The sequence below is a fragment of the Streptomyces sp. NPDC001204 genome, from assembly GCF_053598035.1.
In genome coordinates this window covers 37,739-55,254 of record NZ_JBSFJL010000038.1, presented here as the reverse complement: position 1 = coordinate 55,254, position 17,516 = coordinate 37,739, and the positions used below count along the sequence as shown (strand labels likewise).

The 17,516-nt window shown below is 70.1% G+C and carries 12 protein-coding genes; 4 read left to right on the top strand and 8 right to left on the bottom strand.

What is annotated here, in order from left to right; translation table 11 throughout:
* Positions 1-16 precede the first annotated feature (16 nt).
* The 3 genes from ACWC91_RS35495 to ACWC91_RS35485 form a co-directional block, all read right to left on the bottom strand.
* Entirely contained in the window at positions 17-1,321 is a 1,305-nt protein-coding gene (locus ACWC91_RS35495; protein WP_450642726.1) for an MFS transporter, read from the bottom strand.
* A gap of 496 nt (positions 1,322-1,817) precedes the next feature.
* A complete protein-coding gene (locus ACWC91_RS35490) occupies positions 1,818-2,303 on the bottom strand; it encodes a hypothetical protein (protein ID WP_450642725.1) in 486 nt (161 codons plus the stop codon).
* A 41-nt stretch (positions 2,304-2,344) separates the two neighbouring features.
* Positions 2,345-4,648 carry an AbfB domain-containing protein gene (locus tag ACWC91_RS35485; protein WP_450642742.1) on the bottom strand — a complete coding sequence of 768 codons (2,304 nt, stop codon included), beginning with the start codon at positions 4,646-4,648 and terminating at the stop codon, positions 2,345-2,347.
* A gap of 615 nt (positions 4,649-5,263) precedes the next feature.
* On the opposite strand from ACWC91_RS35485, the gene ACWC91_RS35480 reads away from it, so the two are divergent.
* On the top strand, positions 5,264-6,469 hold the full coding sequence (locus tag ACWC91_RS35480) for a S8 family peptidase (RefSeq protein WP_225077467.1): 1,206 nt from the start codon (positions 5,264-5,266) through the stop codon (positions 6,467-6,469).
* A gap of 287 nt (positions 6,470-6,756) precedes the next feature.
* Positions 6,757-7,212 carry a GNAT family N-acetyltransferase gene (locus ACWC91_RS35475; protein WP_450643386.1) on the top strand — a complete coding sequence of 152 codons (456 nt, stop codon included), beginning with the start codon at positions 6,757-6,759 and terminating at the stop codon, positions 7,210-7,212.
* 57 nt (positions 7,213-7,269) lie between these two features.
* On the opposite strand, the gene tpg is transcribed toward ACWC91_RS35475, so the two are convergent.
* From tpg to ACWC91_RS35455, 4 genes are all read right to left on the bottom strand, one after another.
* Positions 7,270-7,827 (bottom strand): telomere-protecting terminal protein Tpg, encoded by a 558-nt coding sequence (gene tpg, locus ACWC91_RS35470; protein WP_450643385.1) that lies wholly within the window; start codon positions 7,825-7,827, stop codon positions 7,270-7,272.
* Positions 7,828-7,939: 112 nt separating this feature from the next.
* Positions 7,940-10,087: a telomere-associated protein Tap gene (gene tap, locus ACWC91_RS35465; RefSeq protein WP_450643384.1), complete on the bottom strand. Its 2,148-nt coding sequence runs from the start codon at positions 10,085-10,087 to the stop codon at positions 7,940-7,942.
* Between the two features lie 224 nt (positions 10,088-10,311).
* Positions 10,312-10,440, bottom strand: coding sequence for an MFS transporter small subunit (locus ACWC91_RS35460; RefSeq protein WP_263638119.1), 129 nt, complete (start codon positions 10,438-10,440; stop codon positions 10,312-10,314).
* Positions 10,415-11,740, bottom strand: a complete 1,326-nt coding sequence (locus tag ACWC91_RS35455; protein WP_225077471.1) for an OFA family MFS transporter — start codon at positions 11,738-11,740, stop codon at positions 10,415-10,417. Before ACWC91_RS35455 ends, ACWC91_RS35460 begins: the two co-directional genes overlap by 26 nt.
* Before the next feature lie 299 nt (positions 11,741-12,039).
* Here ACWC91_RS35455 and ACWC91_RS35450 point away from each other — a divergent pair, with 299 nt between their 5' ends.
* Both ACWC91_RS35450 and ACWC91_RS35445 read left to right on the top strand, forming a co-directional pair.
* On the top strand, positions 12,040-13,653 hold the full coding sequence (locus tag ACWC91_RS35450) for a right-handed parallel beta-helix repeat-containing protein (protein ID WP_450643382.1): 1,614 nt from the start codon (positions 12,040-12,042) through the stop codon (positions 13,651-13,653).
* A 480-nt stretch (positions 13,654-14,133) separates the two neighbouring features.
* Positions 14,134-16,323, top strand: coding sequence for a phosphocholine-specific phospholipase C (locus ACWC91_RS35445; RefSeq protein ID WP_225077473.1), 2,190 nt, complete (start codon positions 14,134-14,136; stop codon positions 16,321-16,323).
* 103 nt (positions 16,324-16,426) lie between these two features.
* On the opposite strand, the gene ACWC91_RS35440 is transcribed toward ACWC91_RS35445, so the two are convergent.
* A complete protein-coding gene (locus ACWC91_RS35440) occupies positions 16,427-17,494 on the bottom strand; it encodes a LacI family DNA-binding transcriptional regulator (protein ID WP_225077474.1) in 1,068 nt (355 codons plus the stop codon).
* Between the last annotated feature and the right edge of the window lie 22 nt (positions 17,495-17,516).

Genomic DNA, 17,516 nt, shown 5'->3' with positions numbered 1-17,516 from the left:
GCTGCGACAGAAGCCGTCACGCGGACGGCACCGGAGTCTGCGGCGGGGCGGGAAGTGTCCGTCCCAGGCGGGCGAGTGGGGACAGGGCCATCAGTGCCGGTGACAGCAGCATGCCCGCGGCTGTCACCAGGAGGCTGGTGCGCGTCCCCCACACTTCCGCGAGAAGGCCGCCGAGCAGCGAGCCGAGCGGGGTCAGCCCCATGCCGACGAAGTTGATCGTCGCGGCCGCGCGGCCTTGCATCCCGTCCGGAGTGACGGTCTGCCGGACGGCCATGATCGTGACGTTCACCAGCTGGCTGAAGGTCCCGAAGACGAAGTTGACCGTGAGGAGCGCGGGAACCGTCACCGCGGAGGAGCCGTGCAGTGCGGGCACGAACAGGAACACGCCGTCGCCGAGTGCTGCCGCGGACACGAGCACAGCGCCATGTCCGAAGCGGTTCGGCAGGCGGGCGGCCAGCAGCGAGCCCAGGAGCGCGCCCGGCCCCGTCGCCGCGAGTGCCAGCCCGACGGTGGTGCCCGTCAGGTGCAGGTCCCGGGGCAGGAACAGCAGATAGACGGTCATCACAGCCGCGAAGAAGAACTGGAAGGCGGCCGATGCGAGGCACACGGTCCGCAGTGAGGTGTCGCCGGCGACGAAGCGGAGGCCCTCATGGATCCGCCGCCAGAACCGAGGAGGACGTTTCGAGCGTTCCGGGGTGGATTCGGGGCGACCGATCCGTCGGATCGACAGGAACGACAGCGCGAAGAACACTGAGCTCGAGGCAGCGGCGATCGGCGCCGACAGCGCAGTCACCAACGCACCGCCGAGGGCGGGACCGCCGATCTGCGCCGCGGACCGGCTGCCCTCCAGCGCGCTGTTGGCCCGCACCAACTGATCGCGTTTCACCAGCCGTACCAAAGACGCCTGGTACGCCACGTCGAAGAACACGGACAGAGCCCCGACGGCGAAGGCAACCACGAGCAGCGTCGGCAGGCCGAGCCCACCGAGGAGGCCGGTCACGGCGGCGGCGCCCAGCGCCAGGGCCCGGCCGGCGTCCGTCAGCACCATCAGCGTGCGGGTCCGCCACCTGTCCACCCACGCGCCGGCGAAGAGCGAGAGCAGCAGGATCGGCGCCTGCCCCACCGCGCGCAGGACGCCCAACTGGCCGGCGCCGGCGTTGAGCGTCAGGACGGCGAAGAGCGGCAGAACCACCAGACTTGTGTGTTCGCCCAGCTGGGAGGCCGTCTGGCCCACCCAGAGCCTGCGGAAGTCGCCGTCCCGCCACAGGCTTGACGGTACAGGTCGACCGGAATCGGACACAACGGAGGAAGAGGACGGCACAGGGACCCCTTGGATGACCGAATACGAGACCCGCCAACCGGCACACGACGGGTGCACCGACCCTTTCAGGCAGCGGGAAAGACAGGCTCGCTGTGCCGCGCATCAAGGGCAGCACGCGATGACAGGCCGCTCACGGCCTCCAACGTCAACGCGTGCTCGGACGACCGACCATGTCTTCGCTCCTCGTGAGTCACCCGCTGCGCGAACACTAGCTCCCGCTCGGCAGGGCACGAAAGGCGATTAAGGGCCGGGGCAGACGGCCGGAGGAGTCCGGCTGTCGGGGTACTCGCCACCCAACAGCCGCACACCGTCGGCCGGTGCCTCCTGCCGATGTGGGGAGCGCGCGATATCAAGCCGCTCATAGGACCAGCAATCCCATGGGGTGAAATACATCGACTGCCTGCGTAATGGTGGGTCAACACGCCAAATCTGTCCCTCGAGACGTTGTCAGCAGTACGAGAAGGGACGTCCGTGGCAGACAGCAAGACCGAGAAGGTCAGGAAGGCCGCCGAGTCGATCGGACTCGTGCGCCGTCGCAGACCTGCGGGCGGAACGAGTCGGTGCAGGTGACCGCGTTCGCGTCGCCGCAGGCCCGGATCCAGCCGCGCCGGTGTCCCACCGGGTCGGTGACGTTGCACATGAGGGTGCGTGTGCCGGTCCAGGTGCCGGGGATGGCGGCCTTGCCCAGCAGTCCGTCCCAGGTACCGCCCCGGTCCCAGGAGCGGTCCAGCCAGACCGCGTCACCGGTGACACCGCTGTCGATGCCGGCCCAGGCCATGCTGTCGGCCTCGGCGACGTGCAGCCGCAGGATCCGGCCGTTGATGTTCCGGTCGGGAACCGGGAAGGTCTCCTGGGCCGCCTTGGAGGGGTCGAGAGTGTCGCAGGCCAGCGCGCACACCGGCGTCGCGGCCCGCGCTTGGGAGGGCAGGGCGAGCACCAGGGCCACCAGCCCGCTCACTACGCGGTGTTGACGTACTGACATGTCGGGTCCGTCCTTCCTTCACGTCGGGGCGGTGGCCGGGCTCAGGGGGCCCAGGGCGCCTCGATCGCCCAGGTGGTGTCCTCGGTGAAGGTGGCCGGGCTGTCCCAGGCGTGCGAGCCGCCGGCCTGGGCCAGCCACAGTTCGGCGTTGATGTGCCGCAGGTATTGGCCGGGGAAGTTGGACGCCGCCAGCCGGATGCCGCTGCCGTTCCGGACGGGGCACCAGGTGGCGTCCTCCCGGTAGACGGTGTCGCCGCCGCCCTCGCGCCGGACGCGGAAGTCGCGGTGGCGCAGGTACTGGCTCGGGTAGTTGCGGGACTCGAAGGAGTAGCAGAGCTTGTTCGCCAGCCCCGGTGTCACCTTCCAGGTGGCGTCCTGCTTGAGCACGGTACCGCCGGACGCGTCCACCACCTCCGTGTAGCCGAGCCCGTCGTAGTGCCTGATGTAGCGGTTGGTGTAGCCGCTGGTGGTGACGCGGACCGACACGTACTGCCCCACCGGCAGCCCGACCGGCGGACCCGCCGTGCGGGAGGCCGCGATGAGTGCCTGGTTGGCGGCGCGGACGCGGGCCTGGTCGACCTTGACGACCTGCCGGTCGTACGTCATCAGGCCGTTGGTCTCGTTCTCGACGTCGGTGATCTGCGTGTAGACGGCCGCCGAGAGCCCGGCCGCGGGCATGGAGTTCTCCCGCATTCCGTCCAGCAGCCCGACCAGCCGGTCGTTGAGGGCGGTCTGGTTCGGCTGGTCCTCGTAGCCCCAGCCGCCGCCGGGGTACCACTCGTGGCCGGAGACCCGGTAGCCGAGGCCGCCGTACTCGCCGAGAACCGAGGCGCGCACCGGTTCGGTCGGGGTGTTGCCGGGGCCGACGTAGTTGTGGTTGTCGATGACGTCGCCGTTGCCGCCGTCCTGGGCGGCGCAGCAGTTGACGCCGCTCATGTTGTCGACCAGGCGGGAGGGGTCGTAGCCCTTGACCATGTCGGCGATGCGGGCCTGGTCGTACTGGCCCCAGCCTTCGTTCTGGTCCACCCACTGGATGAGCGAGGGGGAACTGCGGTGCTGGTCGATGATGGCGCGGTACTCGCTCTCCCACTGGGTGCGGGCCGCACCGTCCGGGCTCTTGGAGCTGTCCATGGAGGGCATGTCCTGCCACACCAGCAGCCCGAGCCGGTCCGCCCAGTAGAACCAGCGCTGCGGCTCGACCTTGATGTGCTTGCGGACCATGTTGAAGCCGAGGTCCTTGTGTTTCTGGAGATCGAACCGGAGGGCCTCGTCCGTGGGCGCGGTCTGGATGCCGTCCGGCCAGAAGCCCTGGTCCAGTGTGCCCGTCTGGAAGACGAACTGGCCGTTGAGGACCGGTCGGCGCACGCCGTTCACCTCCTTGACGGCGATGGACCGCATACCGGTGTAGCTGCCGACCCGGTCGCCGCCGGCGCTGCCGGTCAGCTCGGCGGTCACGTCGTAGAGGAAGGGGTCCTCCGGCGTCCACAGGCGGGCGCCGGGCACCGGCACCGCGAACTCGGTGCCGACCGTGCCGGTGGCGCTGCCGACGGGCGTTCCGCCGGAGGAGACGGTGACCTTGACGCTCGCCCCGTCGGCGCCGGCGGCGCGCACGGTCACCCGCAGGGTGTTGTCCTCCAGGCGCGGCACCATGTCGAGCCGGGTGATGCGGGCCGCCGCTGTGGGCTCCAGCCAGACGGTCTGCCAGATCCCCGACGAGGCGGTGTAGACGATGCTGTGTCCGGCGTGCGGGGTGACGTCCTGGACGCGCTGCTTGCCGATGGCCTGGCCGCCGGCCTCGGTCGGGTCGTACGCGGAGACGACGACCGTGTTGGTGCCGCCGTTGAGCAGGGGGGTGATGTCGTAGGTGAAGGCGTCGTAGCCACCGCGGTGGACGGATCCGGCCTGCTGCCCGTTCACCCGGACGGTGGTCTCCCAGTCGGAGGCGCCGAAGTTGAGCTGGACGCGTCGGCCGCTCCAGCCCGTGGGCACCGTGAAGGTGCGCCGGTACCAGAGCCGGTCGTTCTGGGTGATCTTGCGCTGGATGCCGGAGAGCGCGGACTCGGGGACGTAGGGCACCCGGATCTGTTCACCGAAGACGGCGGGCTGCCCGGCGTCGCGGGAGGTGACCGCGAAGTCCCAGATGCCGTTGAGGTTGAGCCAGTCGGGGCGGGTGAGCTGCGGCCGGGGGTATTCCGGCAGCGGAGCGTCGACCGGGACCTGGTTGGTCCAGGGCGTCGTCATCGGCGCGGGCTTGGGGGCCCAGGCCGCGGTGGCGGCGCGGCTCGGCGCCGCGCCGTCCACGACCAGCACGGCGGCGGCCGCCACCAGCGCCGCGCCGCAGGCCATCAGGCGCCGCAGGGCCCGCCGCGTGCGGGGAAGGGGGAACCTCCAGGGGGTTGGACGTCTCGCCACGGTCGTCACTCCCGTTGTGTCCTGTGAAAGGCCGATGTCCTGTGCATGACATTCGTGCGCGACAGGTCAGCCCGCTCCCGCGCGACGGCGAAGGCCCGGACTCGCCGGAGGGGGTTTCCCTGTCTGGGTCGTGATCCCGCCCGGTGCGGTGCAGGTACAGGTGGAGGGGGCTTGGGCAGACGGGGTGTGAGAGCGCTCTCAAAACGGTAGTGCTGAGCACAAGGGGCGTCAACGGAGCGTGCGCACACCGGAGTTGAGGACCAGACCGCGGCCGGCACGGCCGGTCGGAACGCTGACCGTCGACGGCGGCCAGGGCGCTCGCCGCACTCCCGGCCCCGCCGACGACCGCCTCGGACGGCACGTAGATTTCATGGGCATGACATCTATGTGACAGCCCCTCAACTCCCTTGCCTCTGCGGCTCGTTTGCCACACGCTTATCTCGTCCCTGGGCGGAACGCAACGCTCCAGGGGCGAGTGCGCCTTGGCGTGCGCACCCCCCACGACGCGCGCCACACCCCGGCGCGCCTGCCTGAGGAGGACTCCCTCACATGGCACCACCGCGTAGCAGGAAGATCCGTTTCGCCGCCCTCACCGGCGTCACAACCGCCGCTCTCCTGGGCGGACTCACCGCGCTTCCCGCGCAGGCCGCACCGGCGGAGGGCAGAGTGCTCGCCGCCGGCTCACCCACGGCGGTCAAGGACAGCTACATCGTCACCCTCAAGAAGAACGCGGGCTTCACGTCCGCCTCGAGCCAGGGCAAGGGCCTGATCACCAAGTACGGCGGCAGCGTGAAGAAGACGTTCGGCAGCGCGCTGAACGGCTGCACCGCGCACCTCTCGGCGACCGAGGCCAGGAGGCTGGCTGCCGACCCGGCGGTCGCCGCGGTGGAGCAGGACCAGACGGTCCACCTCAACGACACCACCCAGACCAACGCGCCCTGGGGCCTGGACCGGATCGACCAGGCGTCACTGCCGCTCTCCGGCACCTACACCTATCCGGACTCGGCGGGCAGCGGCGTGACCGCGTATGTCATCGACACCGGTGTCCGCATCACGCACAGCCAGATCAGCGGGCGGGCCTCCTACGGCTACGACGCCGTCAGCGGCGGCACACCGTCGGACGGCAACGGCCATGGCACCCATGTCGCCACCACCATCGCGGGCTCGACCTACGGCGTCGCCAAGAACGCCAGGATCGTGGCGGTCCGCGTGCTCGACTCCAGCGGCTCGGGCACCACCGCCGGTGTCATAGCCGGCGTCGACTGGGTCACCAAGAACCACACCGGTCCCTCGGTCGCCAACATGTCGCTGGGCGGCGGGGCCTCCGCCTCCCTGGACACGGCCGTACGCAACTCGATCGCCAGCGGCGTGACCTACGCGATCGCCGCGGGCAACTCCAGCACGGACGCCTCCTCCTCGTCCCCCGCGCGGGTCACGGAGGCGATCACCGTCGGCGCCACCACCAGTACGGACGCCAGGGCCAGCTACTCCAACTACGGCTCGGTCCTCGACCTCTTCGCCCCCGGCTCCTCGATCACGGCGGGCTGGAACACCAGCGACACCGCCACCAACACCATCTCAGGTACGTCGATGGCGACGCCGCACGTCGCGGGCGCGGCCGCGGTCTACCTCGCGAGCCACACCTCGGCCACTCCGGCGCAGGTCTCCACGGCCCTGGTGAACGGCGCCACGTCGGGCGTGGTCACCAGCCCGGGCACCGGCTCGCCGAACAAGCTCCTGAGGATCGTGCCCTGAGCCTCTGAGCCTCTGGCCGAGTGTTTCCCGGAGCCGTCCGTGGCTCCGGGAAACACCCGTCCGCCGCGACCGGACCGCTCTCGGCCAGGAGCGGTCGGGTCGCGGTCACACTCCGGCGTGCCGGTCCCGCCCCGGATCGCCTGTGACGCATACGCTGCGAGGACGCCCGGCCGGGCCTCCCTGATACCGCGTACACACAAGGGAATGCCGCTCAGTGGCGGCTCTCCACGTCGGCCGGACGGCGCAGCTGCCGGATGCAGGAAGGGCGTGGCATGAGGTCCCCAGGCGTGCACCTACAAGAGATCACCGACGACAACCGGGATGCCGTTCGTGCCCTCCGCGTCCGCCGTGACCAGAAGCAGTTCGTCGCCTCCGTGTCCAAGTCGCTCAAGCAGGCGGCAAAGACGCCTGAGGCCAATCCCTGGTATCGCGCCGTGTACCGCGGCGACGAGCCAGTCGGCTTCGTGATGCTGTCCTGGAAGCCGCCGACCGGTCCTTTCAAAGGGCGGCACTTCCTCTGGCGCCTGCTCATTGACAAGCGGCACCAGAAGCGAGGGATCGGCCGAGAGGTGCTCACACAGATCGCCGACCTGGTCCGCACGGACGGCGCCACCGAACTGCTGACCAGCTACGACCCCGGCGACGGCGAACCGTGGCCCTTCTACCAGAAGTTCGGGTTCGAGCCCACCGGGGAGATCGACGACGGCGAGATCGTTCTGCGGCTCACCTTCCCCGCTCGGTGAGATCACACAGGAAGCGGTGGACGGAAGCGACCTCCACTGGTCGGATGACGAACCGATTCAGAAATCCAGGTCGAGGTAATCAATTTCGTTGATCGCCACGTCCGACAGTCCCATGGCGCGTACTCCGCCGTCCTGGAAATAGACCTCTTTGAATCCTTCGGCGATGATTTGGCGCATCTGCGGGTCGCCGGCTCCCGTTTCGCGGGCGTCGAACAGGCGCTGCGCGTACGACGGGGGGAGGTGCACCGTGAGGCGGCGGAAGCGTCCGTCGTCGGTCGTGCCGACCGGCGCGGTGTACCCGAAACGGGCCCGTGTCTCCACCGTGATCCCGCCGGTGGCGGCGGCCTGCTTGCGCCGTCGCTTGCGGACCTGCGGCTGCCAGCGCGACCGCACGGCCGCGTCGATCTTCTGCTGGATCTCCTTCGGCGGGTGCTTGCGGGCGCCACGCCGGTAGCGGTTGACGGAGTCGGCGGTGACGCCGAGTTCCGCGGCGACGGCCTTCGCGGACTTCAACTGCTTCAACAGGAAACCGATCTGGCCCTTCAACGTCTTGGGCGGCTCGCGCGTGAAAGCCTCCCGGTCGGCACGCTCGATCGCGTCCTCGATCTCGCCCACAGCGTCAGTTCCCTTCGGAGGCAAGGTACTTGCCGTTGGAACGGCTCAGCGTCCGCTCCAGGCCGGTGTCGGCTTCGAGGTGCGGGGCGACGATGTTCATGTCCGCCACGGCCTACTCGCCTTCGTCCAGGACGGCGTCGCCACCCTTGATGTGCCGGGCGGGGTTGAGGCCCTGCTCCATCAGGTCGACCGCCCACGCCATCTCCTGCACTCCTTCGACCTTGGCCAGGCCCGGGGTGGATCCGAGGCGGAAGGCGCCGGGGATCGGCTTGCCGCTGGTGCTGTAGGGCAGGAAGTCCAGCGGGCTGCGGCCCGGCGAGGGGTAGACGACGCAGTCGGACAGCACCGCGAGCGGGTACAGGCCGGTGAACTCCGCCATCTTGAGCATCTTGCGGTGCATGTTGACCCGGGCCTTGCTGATGACGGCGGCGCGGATGTCCGGTCGCCAGGTCGGGCGTTCCAGGGCCGGCCAGCGGTCGCCGTCCTTGTAGTGCCGTCCCTGCGGGCGCTCGCGCAGCTTGCCCACGCCGCCCTTGACGGTCGCCTTGATGGCCGCGAGCACGGCCGCCGAACCGGGGTCGGCCTGCTTGTGCCGCTCCATTGCCGCAAGGAATTCGGTGTCGCTGAGGTCCTTGGTGACGCCCAGGTCGGCGAGGGTGTCGACGTAGGCGGTCTTCAGCCGGTCGTGCCACGGGTCCAGGTACGCGCCGGTCTCGCGCCGCAGGAACGCCTCGGTGGGCCGGACGTTGTAGCCGAGCTCCTGGGCGTAGGCGACAGTGTGGGTCTGGTACCAGGCCGGTCCCGTGGGCCGGAGGCCGGAGGGGGTGAACGGCGAGGGCAGGCGCGGGTCCAGCTCGATGTGGGACAAGTCCACGAACCATGCGCCGGGGATGCGCTTGTCGAAGTGCGGATGCTGGACGTGCTCCGGGCCGGACAGGCCGACCGTCAGGCGGGACGCGGCCGCGAGGAAGGCGGTGTTCAGGTCCAGGCCGACGGCCCACGGAAGGGCTGCCTCCTCGCCGGTGAGCAGGTCCAGGTCGCGCGCCCACTGGTACGCCTCCTCATCCAGGAAGCCGCCCTCCCAACCGGAGTTGACGACGACGGGGTGCTCCTGGGTGGCCTCCGGCGGCGCCGGGTCGACCGGTTCCGTCCCGAGCGACCCGGGGTTGTGGCCGGAGACCCAGTTACCGGTCGCGCGGTCCTGCACCGCCCTCGTGGGCGGGCGCAGCGCAGTCATCAGCTCCAGCCCGGACACGGCCGCAGAGCCGCGCGGGGTGATCACGCGCTGGGCGTAGGTGCCCAGGACGCGTGCGATGTCGGCAGGTTCCATGTCCGCGACTCCCGGCCAGGCCCGGGTGTCGAGCGCGTCCCACGACAGGACGGCGAGCTGCACGCACTGCCGCTGCCCGGCCTGCGCGGGGCGGTAGATCCGCGCCCACGGCCCGAAACCGCGCTGCGTCAGCTTCCACTTCGCGCGGGTGACCTGCTTGACCACGGGGTGGTCGTCCGGCAGGCGCAGGGAGCGGCGCTGCTCGTGGCCCTCCAGGCGCTCCGGCAGCCCGAGCTTCACGGCGGCCGCCGCGGTGAGCACGATCAGCGGGTCGCTTTCCTTCCCGTTGCGATGCAGTTTCGGCGCACCGAGCCCGGACTCGCGCAGCGTCCACTCCACCAACTGAGGGATGGTGGTCGCCGGACAGTCCAATACGATCCCGTTCACGCCGTAGGCGGAGCCGTCACCGTCCAGCACGGCGAGCGGTCCGTGCGGGAACCGCGGGTCCAGCACGGGCAGGGCGGCCTTCTTCCCGGCCGGGCGGCGCGACGACGTGACCGGGCGAGGCGCGGCCGCACGCTCCGGCGCGGCCGGGGCCGCGGGTGCCTGCACCGGTGCGGTGGTCTCTGCCTCGGACTCGACCGGACTGGTGAACGCCTCCGGAAACTGGGCCCGCTGGGGCGAGGCGGCCGGGGCGTGCGTGGCAGCGGGAGTGGCGCTGTTGGCGGGGTGGGCCGGCTGGGCGGAGTGCTTCGCCGCCCAGCCCTTCAGCAGCCGCTGGTAGGCGGACAGGCGCGGCTCCTTCGGCTCGGAGCGGCCGTTCTCCCAGTTCTTGACCGTCTGCGTCGACGTCTTCAACGCGACCGCGAGGCGGGCCTGCGTGATCCCGGCGGCCTCACGCAGCCGGGCGCGCTCAGACGGAGGCGGGAGCTGCGGCTCCTCCTCCAGCAGCGCGTCGACCGACGCGAACAGCTCTTCCTCGGTTGCCATCTCCATACCTCCACCCCGACACTAGCACCATTTAGCCTTGTTTTTAGCCAAGTTGTTTAACTCGATCTGATGATGCCGGTGGTGATCGCAAGCGACGAGGCTTGACCGCCGGGAGGCCCGCTCGAACGCAAGCCGGCTCGGTCCTTCTGGAGTAGGACGCCCGTGCGGTCGGCTTCGCGTCGGCTCTCGGGCGTCCCGGCATCTCCCGTGCGGCGCCGGTGGTCTCACCCGGTGAAGAGTTGCTTGGCCTTCAGGACGAGTTCGTAGAGGCCGTAGCACAGGGGCGCCCCCACCCACAGCCAGGAGAGGGTGATCAGTGCTCGCCGGTCAGGCGGGCTGCTCGCGTCGGCCATCGGCGGCCTCCTTCGGTGCGGGAATGTGGTGGCGGGGATGGACGGGCCGTACGAACTCGTTGGCGATGAACCCGATGACGAGCAGGCCGATCATGATCATGAAGGAGAGACCGTACAAGGACGACCCGTGCTTGCCGGCCTCCTCCTGGCGGTCGGCGATCCAGTTCACGATCAGCGGGCCGAGGACGCCGGCGGTCGACCACGCGGTGAGCAGCCGGCCGTGGATCGCGCCGACCTCGTAGCTCCCGAACAGGTCCTTCAGGTAAGCGGGGATCGTCGCGAACCCGCCCCCGTAGAAGGAGAGGATCACGAGGGCGCACAGGATGAACAGCGGCTTGGACGAGTCGCCGAACGACGCGATGAGCAGGTACATGAGCGCGCCGACGCCGAGGTAGACGCGGTAGATGTTCTTGCGTCCGATCAGGTCCGAGGTCGAGGACCAGCCGATGCGGCCCGCCATGTTGGCCGCCGACAGCAGGGCGACGAAGCCGGCGGCCGCGAACGCCGACACCGGGGTGGAGCTCTCCGCGAAGAAGTCCGTGATCATCGGGGCGGCCTTCTCGAGGATGCCGATGCCGGCGGTCACGTTCATGCAGAGCACGAGCCACAGACACCAGAACTGCGGGGTGCGCACGGCACTGCGGGCGGAGACCTGGGCGCCGGCGAGCGCACTCGGCCCGGTCTCGGCCGGCTTCCTGGCGCGCGGAACCCGCACCAACAGGACGCCCAGGGACATGAAGACGGCGTACACCAGCCCGTGCACGAGGAAGGCGAGGGCGATGCCCGAGTGATCGGCGCCGAACGAGTCCAGCATCTGCGCCGACCACGGCGAGGCGATCAGCGCGCCGCCGCCGAAACCCATGATGGCGATGCCGGTGGCCATGCCGGGCCGGTCCGGGAACCACTTGATCAAGGTGGAGACGGGTGAGATGTAACCGATGCCCAGTCCGATGCCGCCGACGAACCCGTAGCCGAAGACGATCAGCCAGTACTGCTCGGTCTGCGCCCCCAGGGCGGCCAGCAGGAAACCGGAGGAGAAGCAGACCAGGGCGACGGTCATCGCCCAGCGCGGTCCGTTGCGCTCCACGAGCGTCCCGCCGAACGCGGCGGACAGACCGAGCATCACGATGGCCAGTTGGAACGGCAGCGCGCTTTCGGTGCCGTCGAGGTGGAGGGCGGACTCCAGGGGCGGTTTGAACACGCTCCAGGCGTAGGCCTGGCCGATGGAGAGGTGGACGGACAGAGCGGCGGGCGGAACCAGCCAGCGACTCCATCCCGGGGGAGCAACAGGAGGACTCATGATCCCGGACGGTACGAACCCCGCACCTGGATGAACACCATCCGGTCGACCGTATGCGGTAAGCGGTATCCATCGTGCGACGAACGGTTCTTGAGGGTTAGGGGAACTGATCGATTGATCGACGACAGCCCCATGAATGCCGTCGTTCGATCATATGGCGATCGAGGTGTCCATATGGCTTGACCGAGATCAGTCAGTCGGCCACCCTACGGTGAGGCACCACCCCGGGGCGGAGACCCGTCGCACGACCCGCGCGGCCTGCCCCACCCCATGCCGCTCCCTCCTCAGAGAGGACCCACATGCCCCACCGCCCATCCGGCGCCCGTCTCGGCGCCGTGCTCGCCTGCGCGGTGGGAGTCGCGCTGGCCGCCACCGCCACCGCGTCCCCCGCCCTCGCCGACAGTGCCCAACACGGACATCGCTACTACCTCGACTGCTCCGCGGACGGCGGACCGGGCGACGGCAGTCACGCGCGCCCCTGGACCTCCCTGGTTCAGGCCGGCGCGCATCGCTACGGCCCTGGCGACCAGTTGCGCATCGCGCGCGGCACGACCTGCACCGGCACGCTCGTCCCGACCGGCGCCGGCTCCGCCGCCGCGCCCATCCGGATCGGCGCCTACGGCACCGGTGCGCTGCCGCATCTGGAGGGCGGTGGCCTGCACGACACAGTGCTGCTGCGCAACATGGAGTACGTCGAGGTCCGCGACCTGGAGATCACCAACTCCGGCGGCACACCCGGCACCGAGCGCAACGGCGTCCGGCTGGAGCTGGCCGACTACGGCATCGGCCACCACTACGTGCTCTCCGGCCTGGACGTGCACGCGGTGCGCGGCGGCGACTTCAAGACCCTCACCGGTTCCAGCGGCATCCAGATCGACGTCGCGGGCACGACGACCGCGAGCGCCTTCGACGACCTGCGGATCACGGGGAACCACATCCGGGACGTGGACCGGGAGGGCATCTACTTCAAGTCGACGTTCTCCCGTCGCGACCTGGTGGGCGACCAGCAGGACCCCACGGTCTACCCGGGCCCGTGGACGCCGAGCACCCGTGTCCGCATCGACCACAACACGCTGACGTCGATCGCCGGTGACGCGATGAAGCTCGACACCACCTCGGGGGCGGTCGTCGAGCACAACCGGGTGGACGGCTTCCAGCTGCGCTCCAAGGTCGCCAACGCCGGCATCTGGACCTTCAACACCGACGACACCCTCATCCAGTACAACGAGGTGTCCGGCGGCGGCAACAGCCTGGACGGCATGTCCTTCGACGCCGACGGCGCCTCGAACCACACCGTGTTCCAGTACAACTACAGCCACGACAACAAGGGCGGCTTCCTGCTGAACTGCCCGTACAGCGGCGCGAAGACCGTCGACGTCGTCGCCCGCTACAACATCAGCCACAACGACGGCGCCCGGCTGCTGCAGAACTGCTGGGGCCCGATCCTGAACACGCAGATCTACAACAACACCTTCCTCAACAAGGAAACCGTCCCCACCTACCTGGTGCAGGACGACGCCGGTTCGCCTGCCACCACCCGGCACGAACTGACGATCCGCAACAACGTCTTCGCCGGTCCGGGGGACACCACGGCCGACGCCTACCGCTTCAAGAACCCGACGCCGGACCTGTACTTCGACCACAACGTCCTGTACGGCATCCCGGGCGGCGTGCCCGCCAACACCGACGGGAGCGGCACGAACCCCGGCGGCAGCACCGCGGACCCGGAGCTGATCGCCTCCCTGGCGGGCGCCGACACCTCCGACCCCGGCTCCTTCCGCGTCGCCAGGGGATCCTCCGCACTCGGTCTGGGCGTGCCCGTGCCGGACTCGGGCCGCCACGACTACTTCGGCTTCCCGATCCCGAAGCGGCACCCCGCCGCCGGCGCGTACCAGGGACCGCCGGTCCACTGACCCCGGAGGGCGCAGGAACCACCGGTCCGCTGACCCGGAAGGGCGGGCTCGCGGGCCGGTTCGCAGGCGCAGCAGGCTCTTTCGACGAGTCCGTCATGGGCGGCGCGGGGGCGGAGCGCGGCGATGAACTCGTGACGTCCGGCAACCTGCGTCTTCTCTCCACCCGGTGTACGGGCGACATACCTGAGGCGTCCACACACCGCTCCCGCCCGGGCGGGAGTGAACAATGCGAGACAAGTCGGCAACTTGTCTTGCCAGGTTGGCCAGGCTGCCGGAAAGCTGCAGGCGCCATCGATCAGTTGCCGCCACCACGCTCCCCCACCGCAGGCGGACCTCCACCCGCTCGTTCCCACCGTGATCTCGGACCTTCCCGCTGTGCGTCCGATGGCTGCCGCTACCGGTCACCCCTGCCCCGAGGGGCCGTCGGCCCGCGCTGCTGCCGTGCTCCGGTCCGAGTGCCACATCGAAAGGATCATTCGCATGTCGCATGCCGACGAGCCCACCGAGCACCTTCCCGAGACCAACCCCGACGGCTCGCTGGCCGGCACAACCGGTCGCATCCCGCGAGGTGTTCCCGCGTCCCTCTTCCGCTCGGGCATGAGCCGGCGCCGGCTGCTGCAGGCGGCCGCGGCGACGGCGACGGCCGCGGCGACCACCGGCCTCACGGCGGCGGGCACCGGCAAGGCCGCGGCCGCGCCGGCCGATTCGGCAGCGGTCGCCACGGGATTCACCGGCACGATCGCCGATCTCAAGCACGTGGTGATCCTTATGCAGGAGAACCGTTCCTTCGACCACTACTTCGGCATGCTCCCCGGTGTCCGCGGCTTCGGCGACAAGCAGGCCCTGCGGTACCCGGACGGCACCACCGTCTTCCAGCAGCCGGACGCCAAGCGCACCGACGGCGGACACCTGCTGCCCTTCCGTCTGGAGACGGGCAAGTACAACGCGCAGAACGCGGGTGGTCTGCCGCACGGTTGGACGGACGGCCACAACGCCTGGGCGATGGGCAAGAACAACGGCTGGATCGCCGCCAAGGGCGAGCAGACCATGGGCTACTTCACCGGCGAGGACATTCCCTGGCAGTACGCCCTGGCGTCCGCATACACGGTCTGCGACCACAACCACTGTTCGATCGCCACCAGCACCAGCCCCAACCGCATCTACATGTGGTCCGGCGGCATCGACCCGACCGGCGCGAGCCAAGGACCGGCCATCAACAACGGCGGGGACTACGGCTACCGGTACACCTGGGAGACCTACCCCGAGGCCCTCCAGAAGGCCGGGGTGTCCTGGCAGATCTACGTCAACAACGACACCGACAGCAACTGGCTCGGTGACTACACCGACAACACCGTACGCTCCTTCGCGTCGTTCAACCCGGCGCAGTCCGGTGCCGACACCTCTCCTGACGGGCTGCTCGCGCGCGGCAACGTGCTGCAGACGCACACCAAGCCGACCGGGCCCAACTCCAACCAGAACGTCGACTACGTCCTCAAGGACTTCATCGACGCCTGCCAGCCCGGTGCGGAGCGGCCGCTGCCGGAGGTCTCCTGGATCGTCGCCCCGTACCTGTGGTCCGAGCACCCGGCCGGCGCTCCCGACTACGGCGCCGTGTACGCCGACCGGGTCATCCAGGCGCTGCAGGAGAACGAGGAACTGTGGAAGTCCACGCTGCTGATCCTCACCTTCGACGAGAACGACGGCTACTTCGACCACGTGCAGGCGCCGCTGCCGGAGCCCGGCACGGAGGGCGAATTCGTGCAGGGGCTGCCGATCGGCCCGGGCGCGCGGGTGCCGATGATCCTGGTCTCGCCGTGGACGCGCGGCGGCTGGGTGTCCTCGGAGGTGTTCGACCACACCTCGCTCATCCAGTTCCTGGAGCACTGGACCACGAGCCTGGGCAAGCCGGCGCTCTGTGAGAACGTCAGCGAATGGCGCCGGACGGTGTGCGGTGACCTGACCTCGGCGATCGACTTCTCCTCGGCCGACACCTCACTGCCCGACCTGCCGTCGGTCGACGTGCTGGTCGCGGCCGCGGAGCACGACCGGACGCTGCCGTCGATCGCCAAGGCGATACCGGCAACGGGGCAGCAGTCGATGCCCGTGCCGCCGTCCGGCCGGCTGAAGGCGAGGCCCGTGCCGTACCAGCAGCACGCCACCGTGGCCGTCGACCGCTCCAGCGGCAAGGTCACCGCGACCCTGACCAACGAGGGTGCGCGGGGTGTGAGCATGCAGGTGTTCCCGGACGCCTACCGCGACTTCGAGGCGACGCCGTTCACCGTCACCAAGGACGGCGCCAAGCGCTACGTGTGGGACACCGCGACGACGGACGGGAAGTACGCCTTCAGCGTCTACGGCCCCGACCGGTTCGTGCGGTCCTTCGCCGGAAGCGTCGTCCCGGGCGGCCGGAACGCCGGCGCCGTTCCGCAGGTCGAGGCCGAACTCGTGCCCGGCCACCGTACGCTGCGGCTCCAGATGTCCAGCGGTGGACGCGACCAGGTCCGCTTCGCCCTGGCGGCCAACGACTACGAGGGCGGCCACAAGACGGTGTACGTCGGTCAGGGCAAGCCCGCGGTCGTGGAATGGCCGACCGACCAGGACGGCTACTACGACGTGGTCGTCACCGCGGCCGACGGCTTCCGCTACCGTTTCGCGGGCCGGATCGGCTGACCCGCGGCCCACCGCCCCGGCGGGCTCTCCCACATCGCGTGAGCTCGCCGGGGCGGCGGACGGTCCGGCCTCAGAAGTCACGTGCTCCAGGCGGTGCAGGAGCTCAGGCGGTGCCCTGACGGCCGCAGGAGGCACGTACCTTCAGTTCGGGGAGCAGTTCCACCCGGTGGATCGGGAGGGCCGAGCCGTGCCGCAGCCGCCTCAGCAGCAGGTCGACGGCTGCGGCGCCGACTGCCCGCTTGGGCGGGGCCACGGCGGTCAGCGGCGGGGCACCGAGGGCCGCGAAGACGTCGTCGTAGCTGATCAGCGCCAGGTCCTCGGGGACGGACAGGCCGCGTGCGCGCAGCAGTGCCGGAAGCTGGATGGCGTCCTGGTCGTTGTGCACGAGCGCGGCTCGCACGCCCCGGGCGACGGCCTCGGCCAGTTGGCCGGCCACTCGCTCGGGGGCCGTGGCCGGATCGTCGATGTCGATCACCGGCTGCGGTGTCAGGCCGAGGGTGGCGCAGCCTTCGGCGTAACCGCTGCGTACTTTCAGCGCCGTCCAGGTGTCTCGGCGGGCGGCGAGGGCGACGGTGTCGTGGCCGAGCGCGGCCAGGTGGCGCAGGGCGAGCAGCACGCCGTGATGGTGGTCGGAGCTGACCGAGTCGAGTTCCGCGGCGGCCGTGCCGACGGCGGCCCGGCGTTCGACCAGCACGGTCGGGACCGGCAGTTCGTTGAGCCAGAGGCGGTCGTCCGGGTTGCTCGTGGACATCCAGTTGGGTGTGAGCATGAGCCCCTCGGCGCCCGACTTGAGCAGTTGTTCCGCTTGGCCGCGGTCCGCGCCGGGGTCGTAGGACGAGATGCCGAGCACCAAGTGGGCTCCGGCGTCGGCGGCTGCGGCGCGCGCCCCGGCGATCACCTCGTCGAAGTACTGGCTGACGGTGTGGCTCACCGTGGGCACGATCAGGCCGAGAGTGCGGGCGTCGGCCTCGGCGCCTGCTCGCTCGTCCGGTACCGAGACCGAGCCGTGCGAGCGGCGCAACAGGCCTGTCTCGGCGAGGGTCGCCACGTCCCGGCGCACGGTGACCGCCGGGAGGTCCAGACGGGCCGCGAGGTCTGTGACCCGGACCGTGCCGAGCTTGCGCACGATCTCGAGGATCCGCGTCCGGCGCTCGTCAGCCGCGATCGACATGACGGTCCCCTTCTCCCTGATC

Bases quoted from the DNA above. Each gene is read 5' to 3' on its own strand.
- ACWC91_RS35490 (WP_450642725.1), bottom strand. From the start codon at position 2,303: ATGTCAGTACGTCAACACCGCGTAGTGAGCGGGCTGGTGGCCCTGGTG.
- ACWC91_RS35485 (WP_450642742.1), bottom strand. From the start codon at position 4,648: ATGGCCTGCGGCGCGGCGCTGGTGGCGGCCGCCGCCGTGCTGGTCGTG.
- ACWC91_RS35480 (WP_225077467.1), top strand. From the start codon at position 5,264: ATGGCACCACCGCGTAGCAGGAAGATCCGTTTCGCCGCCCTCACCGGC.
- tap (WP_450643384.1), bottom strand. From the start codon at position 10,087: ATGGCAACCGAGGAAGAGCTGTTCGCGTCGGTCGACGCGCTGCTGGAG.
- ACWC91_RS35460 (WP_263638119.1), bottom strand. From the start codon at position 10,440: ATGGCCGACGCGAGCAGCCCGCCTGACCGGCGAGCACTGATCACCCTC.
- ACWC91_RS35455 (WP_225077471.1), bottom strand. From the start codon at position 11,740: ATGAGTCCTCCTGTTGCTCCCCCGGGATGGAGTCGCTGGCTGGTTCCG.
- ACWC91_RS35450 (WP_450643382.1), top strand. From the start codon at position 12,040: ATGCCCCACCGCCCATCCGGCGCCCGTCTCGGCGCCGTGCTCGCCTGC.
- ACWC91_RS35445 (WP_225077473.1), top strand. From the start codon at position 14,134: ATGTCGCATGCCGACGAGCCCACCGAGCACCTTCCCGAGACCAACCCC.
- ACWC91_RS35440 (WP_225077474.1), bottom strand. From the start codon at position 17,494: ATGTCGATCGCGGCTGACGAGCGCCGGACGCGGATCCTCGAGATCGTG.